At 68.7% G+C, this 22,703-nt stretch carries 13 protein-coding genes; 4 read left to right on the top strand and 9 right to left on the bottom strand.

Annotated features, from left to right (window positions below; translation table 11 throughout):
- The first annotated feature begins 12 nt into the window (after positions 1-12).
- A complete protein-coding gene (locus K8625_RS35345; RefSeq protein WP_223785168.1) occupies positions 13-3,348 on the top strand; it encodes a bifunctional serine/threonine-protein kinase/formylglycine-generating enzyme family protein in 3,336 nt (1,111 codons plus the stop codon).
- A gap of 18 nt (positions 3,349-3,366) precedes the next feature.
- Here the strand turns inward: K8625_RS35345 and K8625_RS35340 are convergent, their stop codons facing one another.
- Together K8625_RS35340 and K8625_RS35335 are read right to left on the bottom strand one after the other, a co-directional pair.
- The gene (locus K8625_RS35340; RefSeq protein ID WP_223747648.1) at positions 3,367-4,173 is read right to left on the bottom strand and encodes a DUF4347 domain-containing protein; all 807 of its coding nucleotides are present in this window, start codon (positions 4,171-4,173) and stop codon (positions 3,367-3,369) included.
- Positions 4,174-4,187: 14 nt separating this feature from the next.
- Positions 4,188-4,727: a hypothetical protein gene (locus K8625_RS35335; RefSeq protein WP_223785167.1), complete on the bottom strand. Its 540-nt coding sequence runs from the start codon at positions 4,725-4,727 to the stop codon at positions 4,188-4,190.
- A 435-nt stretch (positions 4,728-5,162) separates the two neighbouring features.
- On the opposite strand from K8625_RS35335, the gene K8625_RS35330 reads away from it, so the two are divergent.
- Together K8625_RS35330 and K8625_RS35325 are read left to right on the top strand one after the other, a co-directional pair.
- Positions 5,163-6,170, top strand: coding sequence for a hypothetical protein (locus K8625_RS35330; protein ID WP_223747646.1), 1,008 nt, complete (start codon positions 5,163-5,165; stop codon positions 6,168-6,170).
- A gap of 19 nt (positions 6,171-6,189) precedes the next feature.
- On the top strand, positions 6,190-7,578 hold the full coding sequence (locus K8625_RS35325) for a hypothetical protein (RefSeq protein WP_223785166.1): 1,389 nt from the start codon (positions 6,190-6,192) through the stop codon (positions 7,576-7,578).
- A 94-nt stretch (positions 7,579-7,672) separates the two neighbouring features.
- Here K8625_RS35325 and K8625_RS35320 read toward each other — a convergent pair whose 3' ends face one another.
- Together K8625_RS35320 and K8625_RS35315 are read right to left on the bottom strand one after the other, a co-directional pair.
- On the bottom strand, positions 7,673-8,821 hold the full coding sequence (locus tag K8625_RS35320; protein ID WP_223785165.1) for a hypothetical protein: 1,149 nt from the start codon (positions 8,819-8,821) through the stop codon (positions 7,673-7,675).
- 222 nt (positions 8,822-9,043) lie between these two features.
- Entirely contained in the window at positions 9,044-9,847 is an 804-nt protein-coding gene (locus tag K8625_RS35315; RefSeq protein ID WP_223785164.1) for a hypothetical protein, read from the bottom strand.
- Between the two features lie 218 nt (positions 9,848-10,065).
- Here K8625_RS35315 and K8625_RS35310 point away from each other — a divergent pair, with 218 nt between their 5' ends.
- Complete coding sequence (locus K8625_RS35310; RefSeq protein ID WP_223785163.1) at positions 10,066-11,904, top strand: SBBP repeat-containing protein; 1,839 nt, start codon at positions 10,066-10,068, stop codon at positions 11,902-11,904.
- 154 nt (positions 11,905-12,058) lie between these two features.
- Here K8625_RS35310 and K8625_RS44315 read toward each other — a convergent pair whose 3' ends face one another.
- The 5 genes from K8625_RS44315 to K8625_RS35285 form a co-directional block, all read right to left on the bottom strand.
- The gene (locus tag K8625_RS44315) at positions 12,059-14,473 is read right to left on the bottom strand and encodes a serine/threonine-protein kinase (RefSeq protein ID WP_305070932.1); all 2,415 of its coding nucleotides are present in this window, start codon (positions 14,471-14,473) and stop codon (positions 12,059-12,061) included.
- 291 nt (positions 14,474-14,764) lie between these two features.
- Positions 14,765-15,529, bottom strand: a complete 765-nt coding sequence (locus K8625_RS35300) for a hypothetical protein (RefSeq protein WP_223747640.1) — start codon at positions 15,527-15,529, stop codon at positions 14,765-14,767.
- A gap of 231 nt (positions 15,530-15,760) precedes the next feature.
- Complete coding sequence (locus K8625_RS35295) at positions 15,761-17,272, bottom strand: hypothetical protein (RefSeq protein ID WP_223785162.1); 1,512 nt, start codon at positions 17,270-17,272, stop codon at positions 15,761-15,763.
- A gap of 222 nt (positions 17,273-17,494) precedes the next feature.
- On the bottom strand, positions 17,495-21,097 hold the full coding sequence (gene rnr / locus K8625_RS35290; RefSeq protein ID WP_223785161.1) for a ribonuclease R: 3,603 nt from the start codon (positions 21,095-21,097) through the stop codon (positions 17,495-17,497).
- 108 nt (positions 21,098-21,205) lie between these two features.
- Positions 21,206-22,630, bottom strand: a complete 1,425-nt coding sequence (locus tag K8625_RS35285; RefSeq protein WP_223747637.1) for a protease inhibitor I42 family protein — start codon at positions 22,628-22,630, stop codon at positions 21,206-21,208.
- Positions 22,631-22,703 lie beyond the last annotated feature (73 nt).

Here is a 22,703-nt window from a genome sequence, read left to right as displayed (position 1 = left end):
GACACTCGCGACATGGCGCAAGGCCCCGAGCTCGCCCTCCTGACCGAGAGCGAGGGCATCCTTGAAGTCGACAGCGTGGTGGACGGCTTTCGCATCCTGAAGCCGCTGGGTGAAGGCGCCATGGGGCAGGTATTCCTCGCCCAGGACCTCTCGCTCGGACGCCGGGTCGCGCTGAAGTTCCTCAAGGTCGAGCTGCTGGGCCAGCAGAACGCGGAGCGGCTCCTGGAGGAAGCCCGGACCACGGCGCGTTTCAACCATCCGCACATCATCACGGTGCACGGCGTGGGCAAGCACCACGGCCGCCCCTACCTCGCGCTCGAGTACATCGACGGCGAATCCCTGAGGCATCGACTCACCCACGAGCCGCCGGGTCCCAACGAAGCGCTCCGCATCTGCCGCGCCATCGCCGAGGCAACCGCCGAAGCCCACCGCCATGGCATCATCCACGCGGACCTCAAGCCCGAGAACGTGCTGCTGCCCAGGGACGGACGGGTCCGCGTCGTCGACTTCGGACTGGCCCGCCACGCGGGGACCGAGCAGGGCGCCGCATCGGGAACTCCCGCCTACATGGCTCCCGAGCGCTGGCACGGAGCGCCTCCCTCACCCGCCATCGACGTGTGGTCGCTCGGCATCATCGCCTTCGAATTGCTCGAGGGACGAAGGCCGCTGACCGATGAACAGCTCGCGAGCTTCGTCTTCTCCCCCTGGCCTCTCGAGCACTCACCACGCGAGCTGGCGCTCCCCGTCGGCCAACTCCTGCGAGCATGCCTGGCCATCGCCCCCGCGCATCGGCCCTCCGCGCAGCAGGTCGCCCAGGCGCTCGCGGAAGCCCTCGGCCCGGGGCACAGCCGCGCGGGAGACCTCACGCCCTTCCGGGGCCTGCACCCCTTCACGGAGGGGGACGCCGAGGACTTCTTCGGCAGGGAGCCGGAGCTGGATGCGTTCATCGAACGCCTGCGCCACGAGCCGCTCGTCCCGCTGGTGGGGCCCTCTGGCATCGGAAAGAGCTCCTTCCTCCATGCCGGCGTGATTCCCCGCCTGCGGCAGATGGACCGCTGGTCGGTGCTCGTCACACGCCCTGGCCCGAACCCCTTGGGGAGGCTGGCCGCCATGCTGGTCGCGGGGCTCGAGGACGAGGCTACCGCCGAGGCCACCAGGGAGGTCCTCGCCCGGCGCCCTGGCGAAGGGGTCCGGCTGCTGCGGCGGCGCGGTGAGGTGACGCAGACGCGGGTGCTCCTCGCCTTCGATGCGTTCGAAGAGGTCTTCACGCTCGCCGCGCCCCAGGAGCGGCTCCAGTTCACCACGTGCCTGGCCGCCATCGCCGCCGCGGATGACCGGTGGCGCGTCGTCCTCGTGCTCAGGGATGACTATCTGGGCGCCTACTGTTCGCAGGAGCCGCTGCGGCCCCATCTTGGGGCGGCCTTCATGCTCGCGCGACTGGGCCCGGCGGCGCTCCACGAGGCCATCAGCGGTCCCCTGCGCCGGGTCGGCTATTCGACCGATGACGCCTCACTCGTTCCGCGGCTGGTGGCCGAAGTCCAGGAGCTCGCCGCGGGCCTTCCGCTGCTGCAGTTCGCCTGCATGGCGCTCTGGGAGCAGCGGGATACGAAGCGACGGCTGCTGCTCGCCTCCGTCCACGAGGCGCTGGGCGGCGTGGGTGGCGCGCTGGCCTCGCATGCACAGCGCTTGCTGCGTCAGCTCCCGACCGAGGAGTTCCACAAGGCGCGGGCGCTGCTCCTACGACTGGTGACCGCCGCGGGCACCCGCCGCCCCCGCCCTCAGACGGAGCTGCTGGAGGGGCTGGGCGCGGAGGGGGCGCGGGTCCTCGAGCGGCTCCTCACCAATCGGCTGGTGACCGTCACCCGGGAGCCCCAGACGGATGAGCCCTTCATCGAGCTGGCCCACGAGTCGCTCGTGCTCGCCTGGCCGGACCTGACGCGCTGGCTCGAGGAGACCCACGAGGAGCGCGTCCTCGTTCAGCAGTTGGAGCAGGCATCCCAGCTCTGGGAGCAGCGCGGGCGGCAGGTTGGCGAGACCTGGACGGACGAGGCGCTGAGCCAGGCGCTCTGGCGTGTCACGGAGTGGGACGTCCGACTCCCGACGCGCTCGCGCGAGTTCCTGGAGGCAGGTCGCCAACGCGCGCGCAGCCTGACACGCCGACGCAGGTGGATGTTGGGAGGCTATGTCGCGGCCCTCGCCCTGATAGCCCTGGTCTCCCTCCTGGCCGCCTGGGCGTTCCGGGAGAAGCAGCTCGAGGCCATCCGCCGCCAGGACGACATCCGCCTGGCCGCCGCGAACATGGGGGAGTTCGAGTTGGTGCTGGAGCCCCATGACTTCGACCCCGTGAAGCAGCAGTGGACTCGCGCTGCCGACATGGACCTGGACTGGACCCTGCGGCCCGCGGATGAAACGTCCAGCCCGGAAGAAGCCAGATCCTATTCCGCGCAGGAGCTGTTGCGGAGCCGACTCCGCCGGATGCCGGACGGGAGCCTGCGCGAGCGTGTCGAGGCGCCCTCGCGCATGTCCTGGCTCATCGTGGAGCGTCCGGGCTGCGCGCCATCCATCGTGCGCCTGCGGCAACTGCCGGACTTCGACGACCGACAGCGGGGGCCGCCGCGGGAGCTGCGCTTCCCCATCCCCACCTGCGCGGCATCGAGGGTGGATTCGATTCCCATCCCAGCGGGCCCGTATTGGAAGCCGGAGTCGGAGGATTCGCCAGAGCCCGAGCACCTCGTCGAGGTGGCGGACTTCTCGCTCGACCGGACCGAGGTCACCAACGGGCAGTTCCGGCTCTTCGAGTCACAAATCCTCCCTCAGACCTTCGAGCGGCGGGAGCATCCGCCGAAGCTGCCCATCTTCAGTCGGATGCTCGAGCCCGCCATGCCCGTCACCGGGGTGGACGCCGCCGATGCGCAGGCCTTCTGCCGATACATGGGCAAGCAGTTGCCCACCGAGGACGAGTGGCGCAAGGCCTTTCGCGGAGGGCTGACGCTCGGCCCCGGAGCCACGGAGGTGAACCCGGCCCCCCGGAGGAGGACTGTCTGGGTGGTGGACCGGCGAAATCCTCAAGCGAATCTCAGTGGAGACGATGGGCACTCCGCCGCCGCCCCCGTGGGCTCCTTCCCCGAGGACCGCAGCCCCTACGGCCTGCTCGACATGGCGGGGAACGTGGGGGAGTGGACGCGGAGCATCTCAACGCGAGGAGAGAACGAGGGCCTGCGAATCTCCACCGGAGGCCGCTGGGACTCTCCGCTCGAGGAGCGACACGACGACGTCGCCTGGAGTACCCACCTCCCCTCCAGGCGCTTCGACTTCGCGCTCGGCCTGCGCTGCGCCGAGCACCCTTGAGCGCGCTGCGTGCGCTGCTCAGCGCAGCGTGGACAGCAGTTGCTCCAGGGCGGGCGCGGGCTCGACCTTGGGCCAGCGCAGCATCAGGGGCGCTTGCTCCCGTTCATCCTTGATGAACACCCACCGTCGGTCCGCGGACACGGTGACTGGCTTCCCCTGGACGCGGAGGCTGAAGCCCGCGCCGCAGAGGGGCTCGCCGCGCCCCATCACCTCGAATCCCGGCAGCCTCCGCGTCCAGGGCCCGGGCTGCTCCGGGACCAGGCTGGAGGTGTCATCGCGGCTGCCGGCGGCGGTCGGCACGTCATTGCGCGAGGAGTAGAGCCACGCCGAGGTGAACTCCTCGCTCAAGCCACCGGGAACGAAGTCCGTGGAGAGCAACTCGACGGTCGTGCCGAACACCTCTCGCTCCAGGGCCCTGGAGACGTTCTTCAGCATCTTCAGTCCACTCTCCCCCACGCCTGTCCCACAGCCCAACAGCCGGATCTGGGCGTCGGGCGCGAGATGCGGCTTGAGCCGCTTCAGGATGGCGATGACCCCAGGAGGCTCGACTGCGCTCACCAGGAACGTGTCGTCGCCGAGCTCGAACTCCTCCGACGAGCCATGTCCCACCAGGTCCAGCAGGTCGATGGGACGGCCCACATTCAAGGCGATGTTCGGGAGGTTCTGCCAGTACTGACAGCGCTCGACCAGGGCATGAGACGTCGGCGGACGACGCGGCACCTTCTGGTCGTGCGGCTGTTCCCGTAACTCAATCACATCAGCGATGGTCTCGAAGAGGGTCTGGAAATCCCGTGTATAGGAAACGACCGTGAGATGGGTCTTCATGGGCGTGGGCTCCTCTAGCGCAGAGACAACATGATTTCATTGAGGACCTCGAGCAGCGGCAGGTCCTCCAGGGCCTCGTCCTCACTCAGGGCGCGCAGCAACATCTTGTTGCTCGCGGCGATGGGCCACTTCTTCCCTCCCTCCCTCAGGGTCCTGACATCGAGAGTGGCTCCCAGGTCCAGGTTCGCACTGGTCTCCCAGGCCTCCGACAGCATGAGAAAGCCATACGGATGCTTGTCCGTCGCACGCGGAGCGGTCGAGGGGAGATCCGGCCAGCAGATCCGGAACTGCTGGGTCAACTCCACCATGAAGAGCTTCGGCTGGGTGGGGTCGACGAGGTCCCTCAGGTCCTCCCTGCGCGCGAGCTGGAAATAGAAATTCCGCAAGCCGTCACAGGTCGTCTCCTCGCGGACCCGCTTGACGATATAGGGATGGAAGCGCGGTCCGATGGTGTCCCGGAGCCACCAGCGCCTTAACTCCTGCGGGGTCGCCTTGGGTTCGATATCGGCGGCGCCATACTCCTCGGTGGATACGGCCAGGGGAACGTCTGGCATCTCTGCTCCTGGGGTAGTGGATTGAGAGTGTCGAGCCCTGGCGGTGGCTGCGACACCCCGCCAGGAACAAGTCATTCACTGCAATGAGCTGAGCCCATTCGCCGCGCGACAGGAGCAATCCGCGCGCCAGCCCGCCTCCTCTGAATGACGGCTCCCTGGACTGTCAACTCCAGTGGACAGTCCCCCACGCCGCATTCAAATCGATTGGACACCACCCCGGGCGAGAGCACGTGTGTCCACGACTGGACTGAACCGGGCATGGGCTTTGCTCACCGGGGAAGCGCGCCCCACGCAAACGACGGGGGTGGGCTCGATGGTGCCAGGTGCGAGGGGGGGGCTGGCGCCATCGAGCCGGTTTTCATCGGGAGGATGAATGTCCGCACGGCACCGTGAAGAGCAGCGTCTGACTGAAGCGTTGGAGAGAAGAGCCCGCCCATGAGCACGTCCGCAAGCGGCGTGGTCCTCGAAGCACTGCGCGCGATACAGTCGGGTCAACTCTCCATCGAGGAGGTTCTGCGCACGAGCCTGCGCGCCAATCCTGGGATGAAGGGTTGGCTCGAGGAGAAGCTGGCGCGCTCGAAGGACCAGGACAGACGTATTCCCTGGGTCAGGCGGCAGCTCAAGCTCTCGGAGAGCGCCCGTGAGAAGGTCCTCACGGCCGCGCGTCGCAAGTTCCTGCGCAGACGGGACGTCGTGGGCGTGTCCTGGGGCGTGAAATACACGGGCGGACTGCCACGCCAGGCGGACTCGCTCATCGTCTGGGTGCGAAAGAAGAAGCCACCACGCGAGGTCCGCTCGCTCATCGAAGGTCCCTTCCAGGCACGGGTCGGAGGCGTGCGTCACACCGTGATGCTGGACGTGCAGGAGCTGCCCACAGGGACGAAGCAATGGGGGACACCGGTGCGCCCGGGCAACCTCACGCAAGTGAGAGTGGGAGACAAGCTCGGTACGCTCAGCGCGGCCTTCGACACCGGAGACATCTACTTCTCCGGCCACGTGGCGAAGGCCACGGGGAGACAGGTGACGGTGTTGCTCCCGGGAGGACGGAGCATCCCCGCGGGCGTGGTGAGGCGCTACCGCGACGACGAGGAGATCGACGGTGCGCGGGCTGGGCCGCTGCAGGCCAACGATATCGCTCGCGCCACGCGGTCGCCTGTCCGGGTCCGCACGCTGAAGTCCTCCGAGCACGACATCGGCGTCCGTGTCATCACCGTCGATGGTGAGCGCAGGTCGTGGATTGATGCGCTCGAGGCCCCGGCCGACTTCGGCGTTGACGGGAGGATGCGCTCACTCATCCGCCTCGCTGGCCGGGTGACGGCGGAGGGAGACAGCGGCGCCTGCGTCCTGGATGACGCAGGCCGGCTGATTGGATTTGTCGTCGGTTCAGCCGACAAGCACACCATGGTCATTCGCGCGGAAGGGGTCTTCAATGCATTGCAATAGAATCATCGCGGCGGGGTGCGTGATCTTCTTCTCCTGTCTCGCCAGGGCGGAGGAGACAACGTACCGGTATGAGGTCTACAAGCAGGAGGATGGCGCGCCCGTCTGCACGATGAGACAAAAGGGCGTGGAGACGAAAGAGCAGTTTCTTCGCATCGAAGTCACCGTCCCTGTCGGCTCGAAACTGGAAAGCGCCTCCCTCGTCAAGCAAACAACTCCTGTCGAGGTCGTCTCCTTCCCACTCGACGGCATCTCCCCACCCGCCGAAGGTGGCAACCTGGCGGTGCTCACCATGGAGCGTGCGAAGTTCGGCATACGCGAGACGGCGTTCCTCCAGGTCCAGATGAACACAGCGGGCGCGGTGAGTTCGCCCATCGACTGTAAGACCGAGGAGGGTGACTCGGTTTCCTATTTCGGAGAAGAGGGCACTTCGAAGACCGACTCGATTGACGTAAGTGCGCTTGAGTTCTGGCTGAAGGACGGCGCTGCACACAAGCAGCACCTGCTCAAGCAATTAAAGACTATTGACAAGAAGAAGCGAACCTTGCTCGTGCACCTGCCATCCGGCGCCGTTGCGCCCCCCATGGACAATGCTGTCTCGGAGGGAGCGTGGATCCAGGTGGCATTCATCCTGCCCGAGACTGAAGAGCGCCTGCCGAGAATCACCTCGAAGAACTGTGAGGCCGTCAATACATTCCGTCAGAAAGAGGCCCCGTCGGCCAAGGAGGGCGCGGATGCCAACATGGTGCCCCCAGGCGTGAAACCCGAGGAGCGCGCGCGACCTATCAAGTTCAAGCTGGTTCCCGTAGGGCAGATGTTCCGGTGTGGAGCGGGCCCCCTTTCATACGAAGTCCACCCGCTCTCCGGCTATGAAGCCAAGCGCCAGAAGCAAGCAGGAACGACTCCGGAAGCAGCGTCCTCTTCCGTCGAAAATGTGGTCACAGCCCGGGTGCGGCCTCGCTATCACCTCGCCGCCACGGCCATGGTGGGATTCGACACGGCCACCACGCGACGCTTCGAGACGGATTCGTCCCAGCTCGTCCAGGAGGTGACGGACCGGGAGGGCCTCGCGGTCTATGTCGGTGCGACATGGATGGTGTTTGGGGTGGACTACGAAGCGATGAGGTATGATAACTACGTCCTCAACGTCTTCGCGGCCGTGAAGCCGACCTCGCCCACGGAGGATGCCGTCGTAGGGCTCGCGTTCACCTACACGGGCTCGCTCTCCCTGGCGCTGGGCCTCAGCCTGCATAAGAACACGCGCCTGACGAAGGGCTACACCGTGGGCAGCAGCTTCACGGGGGATGGAGACATCCCCACCGAGAAGACGTGGAAGGGCATGCGGCCTGGGTTCTTCGTGGGCTTCGCCGTCGACAGCAACATCTACGATGCGCTGATCAAGAGATTCTGACCCGCGCACGAACACGAACGACAGAAGCCCAGCTCCCCACCAGGGAACTGGGCTTCATCCTTCACCGTGGCGACCCGGTCGCCCGACGCACGCCTCAGGACTGGTGGAAGACCTTCGAGAAGAAGTTCTCCATGCGGGACTTCTCGGGCTCCAGGGTGTTGGCGGGCGAGGCCACGCTCGTGCCCAACCCGGCGGCCGGACGCAGACCCGACGCGATGCCCGGCTTGATGTGGTGACGCAGGTCCACCGCCACGTCCGTCTTCAGGTGCGTACCCACGCCCGCCGCGGCATTCACATCCGCCGACTGCTTGAAGAAGCCATTCTCCAACCCAATCTTGCCGCCCGCCTGCGCCGCCGCGCCCGCCACCACGCCGCCCGTGACAGAGCCGTGCAGCCGGCCCAGGTGCCCGCCCGCCGTGCCGTACGCACCCGCCGTGGCCGCCGCGCCCACCTGACCGGAGAGCATCGCCGTGGCCGTCCTCGGGTCCAGGCTCGCCACACCCTCGGCGTACGCCGTCGCCGACGCCTTCGCCTCACCCTTCACGTAGCCACCCACGTGCCGGTTGAAGTCGTGGTTCGCGCTCGCCGTCACCCCCACGCCCGTCTCCGCCTTGCCCGTCAGCGCCGCCGTGTACGCGTGGTTGTGCCGGTCGTACGACAGCCCCGCCTGGCCCTGCGCCTTGAAGCTGTTCGCCTCACCCGTGATCTGACCGCTCGTCACGCCGAACCGGCCCGCGTGCGTCTTCTGCAGCTCGAACGCCGCGTTGGGCCCGTTCACCTCGGCCTGCGCCGAGTAGTGGTGCACGCCCGGAGCGTCGTACCGCGTGGTCGAGGCCTGCACCGAGCCCGTGCCACCACTCAGCGAACCCCCACCGAAGGTGTCCTTCTGAAACGTCTTGCCAGGCCGGTCCACGAGCATGTTCGGCTGGGCGCCCGCCGGAGCCGTGAGCTTGTTGTCGCCGCCGCTCACCATGATGTCCGAGGCCTGGCCCGTGGTCTTCTCGAAGGGGCTGTACGACGGCTGGCCCTCCACCATGCCCGGGTGCTTCAGCGGCCTGGGCTCCACCGCGGGCTGCGCACCCGGCGTCGGCTGCGTCGCCACGGGCTTCGTCACCTGCGAGGACGGCGCCGAGGACGGCAGCGTGTTCGCCCGCCCCAAGGGCTTCGGCTGGGACACCTTCGGGGTGGACGAGGACGGCAGCGTGTTGGAGCGGGTCAGCTTCTTACCGATGCGGGGGGACATGGGAGGCTCCTTCGAAGTGCGGCGGATGGGTCGTTCCTGCGATGCCCCTCCCCACTGCACCCCACATGCCATGCCCGTGTCGCCCCAAGTGGACGCACTGCCCTCCTGATTTCAATCAGTTGGCGAGCACCCTCTCCCGGGTCTCCCCGCGTCGCCTGATGACAGCAGTCATCAGCCCCATGACAGCCGTCATCGCCCCGCCCGTCGACGTGAGCCCTCGGGCTACTCGGCGCAGTCCTTGTCGTAGTTCAGCTCCCGCTTCTCGATGACCTTGTCCTCCTCGACCAGCTTCTGCCCGTCCCACTTCACGACGGTGCGCGTGGTGTCGCTCGGCAGGAAGTTGCACGCGGCCCCCGCCGCATAGGTGCAATGCCGGGTCACCACGAAGGCCGTCTTGCGGGAGGGCTCCAGCGTCGTGTCGCAGCCCTCCATCCCCATGCCCGTCGGGGAGTGCTCGTCCTCCATGCTCACCTTGCCCAGGTACTTGCCCGCCGCGTCGCGCGCCACCACGTCCAGCCACAGCACCACCCGCCCATCCCCCAACGACACCGGCGGCTTCAGCCGGGAGACGACGCGCGTCAGCGTCACGCCGCTCAGCCCCACCTTCAACATCGCCGGCTCCTGGACCACGCGCTCGCCCCCCGCCTCCTTCCACTTCGGACACGCGGACACCGCCTGCGTCACCGGCCGCTCGTAGATGAACGGGTGATACGCCTTCAACAAGCGGCGCTGCACCGCGGACTCGTCACTCCGACAGAACCCCAGCAACACGACCTCGAAACCCGGGTTGAGCCCTGGCACCGAGCCGCTCGACACCGTCTTCGGAAAGCCCTCCGCCAACACGAGCGCCTTCGCGACCAGCTCCCGCTCCGACTCCCACTTCGCCACGGACGCCTTCGCGGCCTCAGCGTCCTTGCCGCCTCCCCAGATGACCGCCACGTACTCCCCACCCTGCCCCTCCGGCGCTGGCGTGGATGCGACAACGGAAGTCGCGGAGTGCAGCACGAACGGGACGACGTATCGCATGGAGTTCCCCCGTCACACGAGGGCCATCCCCTCGCTCACGCCCGAGCCTACTCCACGGCACTGGAAACACGCTGACACAAAGAGTCCGTCAGACTTCACAAGTCCCAGAGTCACTGTGGCCCGAATCAATCGCCATCAAAGCCTGACCGGGACGACGAACGAACGCGCCCGGGAGACGTGTGCCATCCGGCACGCGGAAGTCGAGAGGAGACACCGTGATGAGTCATCGAACGATTCGGAGCATTTTTGTCGCCAGCGCGCTGGCGCTGGTCGGCTGCGACGGAGTGGATGCGAAGGAGGAGAAGGCGGACGCAAGTCTGTCGGCGCAGGAGCAGGGGCTGACGTGCACCAGCCTCATCCCCGTGATGTCGGGGAACAACATCCCGTCGGGCATCGCATCTGCCTCCAGCATGTATGACCCCAGCTATCAGCCATGGCTCGGGTTCGACAACGCGGCGAGCTTCTGGCTATCGACCCAGGGACAGACACCCGCGTGGCTGGCCTATGAGTTTCCGAGCACCTCCCAGCTGGTGCAGCGATATGCCGTCACCTACGGCAACGGCACCATCACCACCCGCGCCCCGAAGAACTGGACGCTGGAGGGGTGGACCGGCAGCGCCTGGACGGTGATGGACACCCGAACCAACCAGACGGGCTGGGCCGGCCACGAGCGCCGCGAGTTCGCCGTCAGCTCCCCCGGCGCGTACAAGAAGTATCGAATCAGCGTGACGGATGACAATGACAGCCGCGCGGGCAACGTCGTGGTCTCCATCTCACGTCTGGAGCTCTACAATTGTCAGCCCTACCCCATGACGTCCTCGCTGTGGACCCGGACCACCGGAGGCACGGGGGGATTCAGTCGCATCCATGACCTCGCGGGAGACCCGGCGGGGCGCACCTACGCCACGGGGATGACCTCGGTGGGCCTGTCGGGCCAGCCCGCGGTGGGCCAGATGGATGCCTTCCTCTCGGCGCGAGACTGGAATGGCAACCTGCTGTTCCACAAGCAGATCGGCGCAGCGGGCAACATCGCCCTGGGCTACGGCGTGGCGCGCAACCGCAGCTTCGAGGAGATCTACGTCGCGGGCTGGACCTCGGGCTCACTGGACGGCAACCCGTCCATTCCAGGGTCGAGCGCGTTCCTGATGCGCTATCGCTACACGGGCGTCCATGGCTGGACGCGCCAGATTGGCGTCGCGAATGCGCAGACGGAGGGCTACGGCGTGGCGGTGGATGCCAATGACAATGCCTTCCTGGTGGGCCTGACGAATGGTGGCCTGGATGGGAACACGCGCATCGGGAGCTATGACGCCTTCGTGGTGAAGTACGGCCCCGACGGCACCAGGCTGTGGACGCGACAGCTGGGCGTTGCCGGCAAGACGACCCATGGTCGCCGTGCCGCCGCGGATGACCTCGGCAATGTCTACGTGTCCGGCTGGACGGACGGCAACCTGGATGGAAACACCCTCACCGGCCCCCAGGATGCCTTCATCACCAAGTACGACGCCGACGGCGTGAAGCAGTGGACCCGGCTGGCCGGTGCGCCCGGGACGGGGGCCTACCTGTACGGCTCGCAGGTGGACGCGACGGGGAACGTGTATCTCGCGGGCTATGCGGGCGGCGGCATGGATGGCGTGCCCAACGTCATCCCACAGATCGACGTGTTCGTGGCCCGCTTCAGCCCCTCGGGCGTCAAGCAGTGGGTGTGGGAGCTCGACTCGGGCTCTGGCTCCTGGGCCATGGGGCTCTACGTCGATGCGAGCGGCATCTACACGACGGGCGGTGGCGTGGCGGACATCACACAGGTGACCGACACCAGCGGAGGCAAGGTCCACAACTATGTCGCGAAGCTGGACTACACCGGCAACCTGCAGTGGGTCATCCAGCAGGAGACCGCGGCCATCAACGGCGTGGCCAAGGATGTGCGCAGCATGGGTGTGGTCGTGGACTTCTCGGGGGACCTCTACGTCGGCGGCTACGTGGACGGTCACTACCAGGGCAACACCATCCTGGGGACCCCAGACACGTTCCTGTCCAAGATCGCCAGGCCGCTCTGAGCCACCCATCCGGGCGTGACACGAAGCGCGTGTGTCAGGCCCACCCGGGCTCTGCCTGAAGAGCCGACGCCCGCGGCGGACACCTCCGCGGGCGTCGGAGTGCCGATTGAATCGGGATGCTTCCTGGCGGTCGTACCGAGACAGCCATGAGGCATCAGCGTGTCTTGGAATAGTCCTCGAGGAGCTGGCGCACCCTGGCGGCCTCGGGGTGGGCGGGATAGCGCTTCACGAACGTCCGGTAACGCTCGCGGGCGCCATCCATCCGGTTGAGACGTGCCTGCATGGCGCCGGAGAGGAGCAGACAGCTCGCCTGCTCCGGCACGTTGGAGAGACAGTCCTCGGCGAGCAGGAAGGCATCGTGGGTCTTCCCCGCGCGCGACAGCCGCTGGGCCTCGGCGTACAGCCGGGCCGCCTCGTCGTCGGGAGTCGAGGACGCGGCGGGGCTCGGGCTCCTGGGCCGTCGCGCATCCGCCGAGATCACCCGCACCTCGACCTCACCTTCGTTGTCCGAGACATCGTCGTCGAGCAGACCGCAGCGCAGCCCCTGGATGCCTCGGACCTTCACCTCGCGCGTCCCCGACAGGAAGAAGCGCACGGGCTGCATCCGGATGGGCTCGCCGTACCGGTCCAGCTTCGGCAGGGCGTTGCCCGGGGACCACTCGACGCAGGCGGCGTGGTTCGCGGGCCCCAGCGCGCGGCCCCTCGGGAAGACGCCCTCGCCCACGGGAGCCAGGGACACGGTGTACGTCTGCCGGGCGTCCAGCCCCCGGAGCAGGAAGCCCTGGGCGGTGGACACCCGCATGGGCTCCGGATGGAAGATGAAGCGCCGCTCGGAGCGCTCGCGGGGATCGCGCAGGGACACGTTCTGCGGGCTGAGGTCGTCCTTGATGGGCTCCCCGAGCGTGAACAGGGCGACGGACCGGATGCCCTTGAGCGCCAGCGGACGCCGCGGAACGACGCCCTGACGCTGGGCGACGGGGACGGCATCTCCGGCGAGCAGATAGAAGATGGGCTGCTCGGCATACACAGCCGGCTCCAGGACCGCGCGCGGCGGGCTCCGGGCCGAGAAGCCCGGCTCCCAGAGGGAGTACGTGGCGGACGGGGACAGGTGGAAGAAGGCCACCATCTCCCCCGGCACGCGGAAGACATGTCGACGGGAGTCCAGGCGGATGGAGGTCGCGTCGGGATGGTCGGCGACGGACTCGGCCTCCGCCACGGGGACACCCTGGACCTCGGAGGTCGAGTCCGATGTCCCCAGCGCGCTGCCGCTCCCGGCCAGTACCTCCGGGCCTCCTTCCCCCAAGGGCTCCAGGGGCCCCGGCGGCGGGGGCGGCGCGGGAGGAGGCCCGTCATCGAGCACCCAGGGCAGCAGGGCCAGCGTGAGCATCGCCACCAGTCCTCCGGCGGCGAGGAGCCCCCAGCGCCAGGACCGGCTCGGCGGCTCCTGGGGAGCGGACGGAGGCGGCTCGGGGTTGGCCTGGCCTCTCCCGGGCAGCGGCGTCGTGGGCACGACGTCCTGGAGAACGCGGGTCGACTTCGTGGGCGCGCGCGTCGGAGCGTGCTCGGTGCCTCGCCACGCGCTCAGCTCCTCGACGAACGAGGCCGGCACCGCGAGGTCCCTTCCCTGCTGCAGCAGGTCCTCGCGGAACAGCTCGCGGACCAGGTACGCCAGGTTGGACATCCCGAAGCGGGGCGCGAAGGAATGGAGGAATCCGGCCAGCGCGTCACCGAAGGTGTTCGCCGACTCGTAGCGGAACCGGGTGTCCACGGCCAGCGCCCGCATGACAATCTCATTCAGCGCGTTCGGCAGCTCCTTGCGCACCTCTCGCGGCGAGGGGAACTCGCCGTGCGCCAGCTTCGACATGACCAGGGCCTCCGAGCCGGAGACCGGAGCCTGACCGCAGAGCATCTCGTACAGCACCAGGCCCGTGGCCCAGACATCCGTGCGCGCATCCACCTCCTGGCCCCGGGCCTGCTCGGGTGAGAAGTAGAGGTACTTCCCCCGGACGATGCCCGGCTCGGTGTGGAAGCTGCGCAGCATGCGCGCCTTGGCGATGCCGAAGTCGACGATCTTGACCTGTCCCTCGTAGCTGATGAGGACATTGTCGGGGGAGATGTCGCGGTGGACGATGTGCAGGGGCACGCCCTGGTCGTCCGTGCGCGAGTGCGCGTAGTGCAGCCCGCGGCACATCTCCATCGCGATGTACGTGGCCAGCGGGATGGGCATCGACGCGAGGCCCGTCTTCGCCGCGCGCCTCAACACGCGGTGCAGCGGCTGGCCATCCACCAGCTCCATGGCCAGGAAGTACTGGCCATCCATCCGACCGAAGTCGAAGACCTGCGCGATGTTCCCGTGGGACAGCGTGGCGGAGATGCGCGCCTCGCTGATGAACATCGCGATGAAGGCCTCGTCGTTCGCGTGCTCCGGGAGCACCTTCTTGATGAGGACGGGCTTGGTGACTCCGGCGGCGCCCACCAGCCGCGCGCGCCACGTCTCCGCCATGCCTCCCCTGCCGAGTTGGGCGAGGAGCTCATATCGTCCGAGGCTCTGCTGCGGCTCCTGGGTCATCGGGCAACCCGTCCTGGACGCTCGAGGCGCATCGAAGTGGCACTTCGCGGGCCACACGATGTCTGTTTGCGGGGCGTCTGGGTAGGGGGATGGCGGCAATCCCAGGTGTGGCACCCACGCCCACCCGCACGACAGCCCCCCCCAACGGCACACATCGCGCCCGGCGCGGCGCAATGGCAGTCAATGGAGGGCGTCCGACCACATCACACCGGCGCCCGCCCAGGATGGCGGGCACCGGCGGAACCACGCGTCGCTCGAGCCCTCACGGGAGCGCCCGAGCGGCGCGGCGAATCACTCCGAGTAGGAGTAGTTGTAGACGAGCTGCCAGTTGCGGTTGTAGCGGCGGGTCACGGTGAACCAGCCGCTGTGGCAGCTGCCCGTGTTGCTGGCGGAGTAGCCGTAGACGAAGCCGTTGTTCACGCGCGCCACGAGCTCAGGAGAGCCAGGGTTCTCGCAGGGCTGGGTGACGCGGACGGACTGGTACGCGGCCTCGGCATTGACCTGCTCCTGGCCCTCGAAGTCATAGATGGAGTGGACCCGGACGGCGGTGAAGCCACCCAGCTGGGCACCCTGCGTCGCGGTGGGCTGCGCGAGGAACGCGTTGAGGCTGGCCAGGGCCGCGGCCTCGTTGGTGATGGAGCCGACGACGCGGTGCACGGCGCCGTTCGAGTCGGACAGCGCGGCGCGGATGGAGGCGATGCCGGCGGAGCCCTGGTAGACGGACGTGTCGCCCCACGTGAAGCTCAGGGCGGAGCCGGCCGTGTACCCGCTCAGCGCGCAGCTGCCGTTGGCGGCCGCGGGCGCCACCAGGATGACCTTGCGCAGGCGGTGCTCGGGGTTCAGGAGGGCAACACACTCGTTGCCCGCGACGCCGTCATAGTTGCCGGCGGGCAGCACGGCCTCGACGATGTTGTAGACGCGGAAGTTGGGGTCCGTGGCCTCCTGCTCCTGGGTGGCCTGGACGGGCTCGGGCGTCGGCTCCGCCTCGGGACCGAGGCAACCAACGATGAAGGACGACGCAAGGACGAGGGAAGACAGCCGAAGGGAAGTGCGCATGGGCGCGCTTCCTATCATGCGGGGGTCGATTGATCCCGCATATTCATGATTTGTTGCAAGGACGATACATGCGGAAAGGGCTGCTCTCACTGGACCTCCGCTCTCTACGGGCTACGCAGATCCAGGACTTTTTTTCATGTGCCTGTGAAAACAAAACGACCCCGCCAGCAAAGGCAGGGCCATCTTGCTCCCAATCACATCACTCTCGCGCTGAGCGTGAAGGCAGTCCGCTCAGGGCAACCTGAAGACTCGCAGGTTCTCCTCGCCCTTGCGCACATAGACGAGGGCGTCGTGCGTGGCCTGGTAGAAGAAGCGGTTCTTGACCAGGTCATGCCAGCCGCCGAAGGCGCCCGCCTCCCACTGGGGGGCCTCGCGCAGGGTGCGGGCCTCGGCGTCGACCTCGTAGGTGCGGTATTCGAAGGAGCCGTCCCCGTCGCGGTCATACCGGAACGCGGCGATGTAGCGATTGAGCGGCGGCACGTGGGTGAAGATCATGCCCTCGAAGTATTCGGGATAGCAGCGCGCCCGCACGAGGTCGCTCCGCAGTGGAATGTCGTTCCACTTCGTCGTGTCCAGGTCGTAGGTGATCAACCGCGGCATCTGCACGTGCGGCTCCTCGTGTCCCGGCGCGGGGAAGCTCACGAGGACGCGGCCCACGCGGGCCATCTGCGCGAAGTGCCAGGCGGGAGGCGTGACGACCTCCCACTTCCAGGACGTGTCCTCGGGGCCGAAGGACCACCACTGCGAATAGTTGTAGTTCTCCGTGGGGCCGAACATGTAGCGCCCGCGCACCTCGTCCCAGAACGTCCAGCCGGCGGCGCCGCCGTAGCCCTTCGAGCCGTCATACGAGGCCCCCGGCGTGTTGAACGGATTGTGGCGCGTCCAGGTGCGAGTCTTCAGGCTGTAGCGCCACATGCGCCGGACGCCGGTGGCCACCTCGTCGAGGTCCGGGTTGTAGACGAGCCCGTTGTACGTGTGGCGCGCGGTGGGGTTGCGCGTCGACGCGGCGGGGCGGTCCGGGTCGAAGAACTCGTCCGAATGGACGTCGCTGTCCGGATGCGCCTTGGCGTACGCCTCCGCGGGGGGATAGCCGCTGTAGGTGTTGCCCCAGGGGACGTTCGTCCAGTTCGCGGAGTGGTCCGGCAGCTGCTCGATGCTCCAGCGCATCCGCGCCATGTCGAAGCGATAGAGGCCGTTGTTGGAGCTGTCGGCGTGGCCACCGCCGAAGGCCCACCACCGCGCCCTCGGCGCATCCAGCGCGATGCCGGAGTACGCGTTGATGACACCGGCGATGCCCTGCGAGCCCAGGTCGCTGAAGCCCGGGAGCGCGGCCTTGACCTCCGCGTCGAGCGTGGTGAGCGGCGTCCCCGCGACTTCAATCCAGCGTCCCTTGGGCACCAGCGCCCAGGAGGCCTCGTTCACCAGACCCGTCGAGTCACGCCCCGGCGTCCACACGTCCCCCGAGATGGAGCCCGTCTCCGGCCCGCTTCCCCAGGTGAACGGAGGCAGCGGGCCGGGTCCACCATCCGGCGTGGACGCGCCACCGTCGGAGCCGGACGAACCCGCGTCGGGGTTGCCTCCCGCGTCGGAGCCCGTGCCGCCGTCAGCGCTCGTGCCCGCGTCGGGCTTGGGGTTCCCGTCGACCGGGCCATCGGAGGAGCAGGCCGTGAGCACACTCGCGACACCGAGCGCGAGGCAGAGAACCCAAGGTGACGAACGTCGGCCCGGCCGGACGGCTCGCATGCTCCACTCCTCGACAAGATGACTGTGCGCACACGCGTCGTGTGTTCGCGTCCCCAAGGCAAGTGACATGCCATGGGGCGCTCGCACGGAGTCACCTGGGAGCAGGTGCCGCCGTCACTGTTGCATCCGCGTGGATTCAGGGGGGACCACCCCACATCATGTGGCCCACCTGCCCCACACCGCGCGGCGAGCGACTGTCGCTCGCGCGGCCTGGCTCGGTGCTCAGCGCTTCGTTCGAGCCTTGCCCGTGCCGCGAGGCTTGGTCGCGGACGCGGCCTTCTTGCCCTTCTTCGCGGCGGCCTTCGTCGGAGCCCGCGCCGTCCTGGACTTCGCGGGCACGGCCTTGGACTTCGCCGGCTTCGACCTGGGCGCGGTGACCTTGACCTTCGCGGGCTTCGACCTGGGCGTCGTGGCCTTGGCCGCCTTCGCCTTGGGCGCCTTCTTCGCGGCCACGGGCTTCTTCGCGGACTTCTTCGTGGCCGCGGGCCTGGTGGCCGTCTTCCGTGTGCTCGGGGCGGAGGACTCGCGCTTCGGCTTCGCACGCGGGGAGCGCTTCTTCGCGGGGGCCTCTCCCACGACCTCCGCGTCCATCACGTCCGCCGGACGGACCCGCGAAGCAGGCGGCGTCACCGGACGGGAGACCGCTTCCGGAGCGGTCGTCACCACGGGCTCCGCGGTCAACACCACCCCTGGCGTCGCACGAGCCGACGGCTCCGCGTGCGTCGTCACGTCGCGCGACTCACGGGCCGCCGGCGGCTTCGCGGGAGGCTCGGCGGGAACGGAGGGCTGCCAGTTCTCGGGCGAGAACGCGGCATCCGTCTCCTCGCGAGGCTTCGGCGGCTCGAACTTCGGCGGCGGCCGGTGGTGGAAGCGCGCGTCCTTCGAGGCGGGCTTCCCGCCGTGACCGTGCTTCTGCGGCGCGTGCGGACGCCCGCCCTTGGCACCATGGGTACCGCCGCCACGCTGCCCCTGCGCGGCCAGGGCGCGGAGCCGGTCGAATCCGGGATGCGGCGAGCCACCCGTCGCCTCGGGAGCGGAGGGGGCCTCCAACGTCTTCACGGCGGAGGACTCCTGCTCCACGGACTGCGCACCTCGCACCTCGGCACCCTGCTGCTCGGGGCGCACGAAGACCCGACGCTTCTCACCGTGGCCCTCCCGCTCGGGACGACCTTCGCGGGGCTTGTTCGCCGACTCGTCGCGCCAGGGCTGCTTGAACTTCTCCTCGCCCCGCGCGGGCTCCTCGCGGCGCCCTTCCCGCACGAACCGGCCGCGGGGACTCGAGGGCTCCTCGCGCGCGGCCCAGCCTCGGGCGGAGCCCTGTTTCTTCTCCTCGCGCTCCCAGCGTCCCGGCCGCTCGGCCCGGTGCTTGCCATGCGCGACCTGCTCGCGGCGCTCGGGACGACGGTGCGAGAACGCTCCGCCCTCACGGCGCGCCAGCGGCGCCTCGCCGTCGAACTGGAGCGCCTCGAAGTCGATCTTCCGCGCCGTCGGGTTCGCCGACAGCAACCGCACGCGCAGCTTCTGGCCCACGCGGACGCGGCGCCCGTTCGGGTACACCAGCGCGTGCGTCTGCTTGTCCAGCTTCGAGCCCGGCCCCAGCGTCTCCGCCTTCACCAGGCCTTCGACGTGCACCTCGTCCAGCTCGACGAAGAAGCCGAAGTCGGTGATGGCCGCGATGGTGGCCGCGAACTCCTCGCCGACGCGGTCCTTCATCATCAGGGCCGCGTAGAACGAGACCACCTCGCGCTCCACCTGCATGGCCGCGCGCTCGCGATCCGAGCACTGCATCGCCATGTCCTCGAGCTTCTCCTCCTCGCGCTCGAGCATGGCCTGCGACGGCTTGCGGCCTGCCCTCGCCCAGTGGGCCTTGAGCAGCCGGTGCACCAGCAGGTCCGGGTAGCGACGGATGGGCGAGGTGAAGTGCAGGTAGTGCTCGGCCGCGAGCCCGTAGTGCCCCACCTTCGAGGCCGTGTACACGGCCTGCATCATCGAGCGCAGCAGCAGCTGGTTCAGCGCCCGCTGCTCCGGGTGGCCCGCCAGCTGGCTGATGAACGCGTCCAGCTCCTTCGACGACACCCCGTCCTCGAAGCGCAGCTTGAAGCCATACGCCTGCGCCAGCGCCGCGAAGGCCGCCAGCTTCTCCTCGTCCGGCTCGCCGTGGAACCGGTACACCGTGGGCAGGCCCTCGTCCTGGAAGAAGCGCGCCACCGCCTCGTTCGCGGCGAGCATGCACTCCTCGATGAGCCGGTGGCTGTCCTTGCGCTCGCGCTTGTCCATGCGCTCGGGCAGGCCGTCCTTGCCCACGACGACCTTGTGCTCGGGCAGGTCGAAGTCGATGGCGCCGCGCTCCTTGCGCATCTTCATCAGCGCCCGCGCCAGCGACATCATCCGCTCGAAGTGCGGCTTGAAGGCGTTGCGGTGCGGCACGTCCTTGCCATCGAGGACGTCCTGCACCTCGTTGTACGTGCACCGCGCCTGGCTGCGCATCACCGCCGGGTACAGCGTGGACGAGCGCCGCTGGCCCTGGGTGTCGAACGTCATGTCCGCCACCATGCACAGCCGGTCCTCGTCCGGGCGCAGCGAGCAGATGCCGTTGCTCAGCCGCTCCGGGAGCATCGGCAGCACCCGGTCCGGCAGGTACACGGACGTCGCGCGCCGGAGCGCCTCCGCGTCCAGCGCGCTGCGCTCGCGCACGTAGTGCGTCACGTCCGCGATGGCCACCACCAGCCGCCAACCTCCCGGCTGCTCCTCCACGTACACCGCGTCGTCGAAGTCGCGCGCGTCCTCGCCGTCGATGGTGACCAGCGCCATCGCGCGCAGGTCGCGGCGCTGCTCGCCGCGCGCCTCGTCCTCGGACACCGTGACGGCATAGCGGTCCGCCTCGTCCATGACCTCCGGCGGGAACTCGTCCGAGAAGCCCTGCGAGTAGGCGATGCCGATCACCTCGGAGCTCGGCGTGCCGGGCTTGCCGAGCGAGCCGGCCACCTCGCCGATCAGCCCGCGACCCGGGTCCAACAGGTTCGCGCCCACGCCCAGGCGCACCTTCACCAGGTCGCCCTCCTGGGCCATCTGGGTGAACGGCACGCGGATGGGCCCCGGCAGGCTCGTGTCCGTCGGCAGCACCAGCGCGTGGCGCCCGTGCGCGGTGTAGACGCCCACCGCCAGCTCGCGGCGTCGGTCCACCACCTGCACCAGCCGCCCCTCGTAACGTCCGGGCCGCCCCGCCACCTCCACCACCACCCGGTCATTGTCGAGCGCGCGCTGCGCCTCGCCCGGCGGCAGGAAGATGTTCTCGCCCTCGCCCGACACCGGGTGCACGAAGCCGAAGCCGTTCTGATGCACGTGGAGGATGCCCTCCACCGTGTCGAGCACCTCGCCGAAGCGGCGCTCCCTCCGGCCTCGCTGACCGGAGCGCTCACGCCAGTCGTCGCGCCCGCCACCGCCATGGCGTCCGGCGTCGCGGGCGCCACGTGACGGGGCACCACGGTCCTGGAAACGGCCGCCCTCCTGTCCGCGCGCTCCATGCCCCTGGAAGCGGGCGCGGGAGTCGTTCGAGTGGGCCTTGCCGAAGCGGGGCGCCTCCGGACGCGCCTGCTCAGGGTGCGCGGGGGCAGGACGTACGGCCTCGTCACGAGGGGGGCTGGGGCGCAGGAAGCGCTTGCCCTCCTTGACGATGGCGCCTTGACGGACCAGCTCGCGCAGGGCGCGCTTGAGCTCGGTCTGCTGGCCAGGATGCAGGCCCGCGAGTCGCAGGAGCTCCTTGATGCCCAGCGGGTGGTCTGCGTCGGAGAGAATCTGCTGGAGAAGGTCGGGAGGAATGCTCACGGTGGGGTCGCGGCTCGGCCGCTACGGGAACGGGTAAGCCCGAAGCGGCCGGGCGGGAACCCCCCGGCGACCGACTGCTTCCCGGAGTCCTCCTCCGGGAAGCGACGTTCAGGGCTTGACCGTGACGTTGATCTTGAAGGAGCGGTCCACCAGGCCCGGCGCGAGCGCCTTGGCCAGGAAGAACTCCACCTCGGATGTCCCCGGGTTGCGGGGGGTGAAGAAGAACTCTCGGGTGGCCGGTCCCCCATTGAGGCCCGGCTCGAAGTTGGCCTCGCGCAGACCCACGCGCTTGGCGGCGGTGGGCTCGATGGCCCAGGTGAAGCCCGGCTGCTCGGGCAGGCGCACGGTGAGGCCGTGGTTGAGCTTCACGTCCACGCTCGTGGGCACCTCGCCCTCGATGTGGACCAGCTCCATCTCGTCGCGAGAGACCGCGCGCGCCTCGGACGGACGGGGCTCCACGTTCTCCGCGCCGATGCGGCCGCCCCAACCGGACGTCTTGTCCACCACGCCCATGACCTGCAGCGTGTGGCCCACGAACTTGCGCAGCCCCTTCACCGCGGCCTTGCCCTCGATGAGGAACGAGACCTGCTGACGGGTGCCGCCGTTGGACACGACGAGCACGAACTCCTCGCCCGTCATCTCGAGGTTGCCGCGCACCGCCGCGAAGCCCTTGATGCCCGCGCCCATGCCGGCCGCCGTCACCATGGAGACCTCGCCGGGCGACAGGTAGCGCAGCCGGGGCTCGGTGTCCGCCGGGGGCGCCTCCACCACCTCGGCCTCCGGCTTCTTGGCGGAGTACTTGCGCACGTCCACCACGCCGCCGTGGTTGGTCGTCTTGCGGATCAACCCGCTGACGGAGACCTTGTGGTTCACGTACGCCGGCAGGACCTCCTGGTCCGGCCCCTGGAGCAGGAAGGTGAGCTCTCGCTTGTCGCGTCCCACCACCACCAGGTTGGGCATCTCGTTGAGGACGACCAGGCGGCCCTTGAGGCTGCCCTCGCCCGTCACGCCGCGGCCCTCACCGGCGGTGAGCAGCTGCTCCATCTCGCGCTTGGTGAGCGGCTCGCCCGGAGGCGGCAGCTTGGTGGCGCGGGGACGGGGCTTCTCCACGGCGGGGATGACGGGCGCGGAGGCCTTGGAGCCCGCCTTGCCGCCAGCGGCCTTGCCAGCGGGCGCCTTCGCCGCGGGGGCGGCCGGAGCCTTGGCCGTGGCGGACTTGGCGGCGGGAGCGGGCTTGGCGGCGGACTTCTTGGTCGCGGCGGCCTTCTCGGTCTTGTCGACCTTCTCCGCCTTCTCGGCGGCCTTGCCCTTCTCGGGGGCGACCTCCGCGGCCACCTTCTTCGCCGCGGACTTCGCGCCCTTGGCCACCGTCTCCGCGACGGCCTTGACCGCCTTCGTCGTCGAGGTGGCGACGCGCTTGGACGCGTTCTTGATCAGATCCAGCCGGGCGGATTTATCCTTCTTCGCGGCGGGCTTCGCGCCAGTCTTTCCAGCGGGAGTCGCCTTCTTGGCCCCGGACTTGGGCTTGGCCATCGACGCTGTCTCCTTGAGAGTTCCCGTGTACTTTCAACGGGTTGCCAAGCCACCCCCAGGAGGACTGGCAGGC

It is taken from the genome of Myxococcus sp. AS-1-15, from assembly GCF_020037055.1.
GTDB classification, from domain to species: domain Bacteria; phylum Myxococcota; class Myxococcia; order Myxococcales; family Myxococcaceae; genus Myxococcus; species Myxococcus fulvus.
This window is presented reverse-complemented; position numbering and strand designations above follow the sequence as displayed.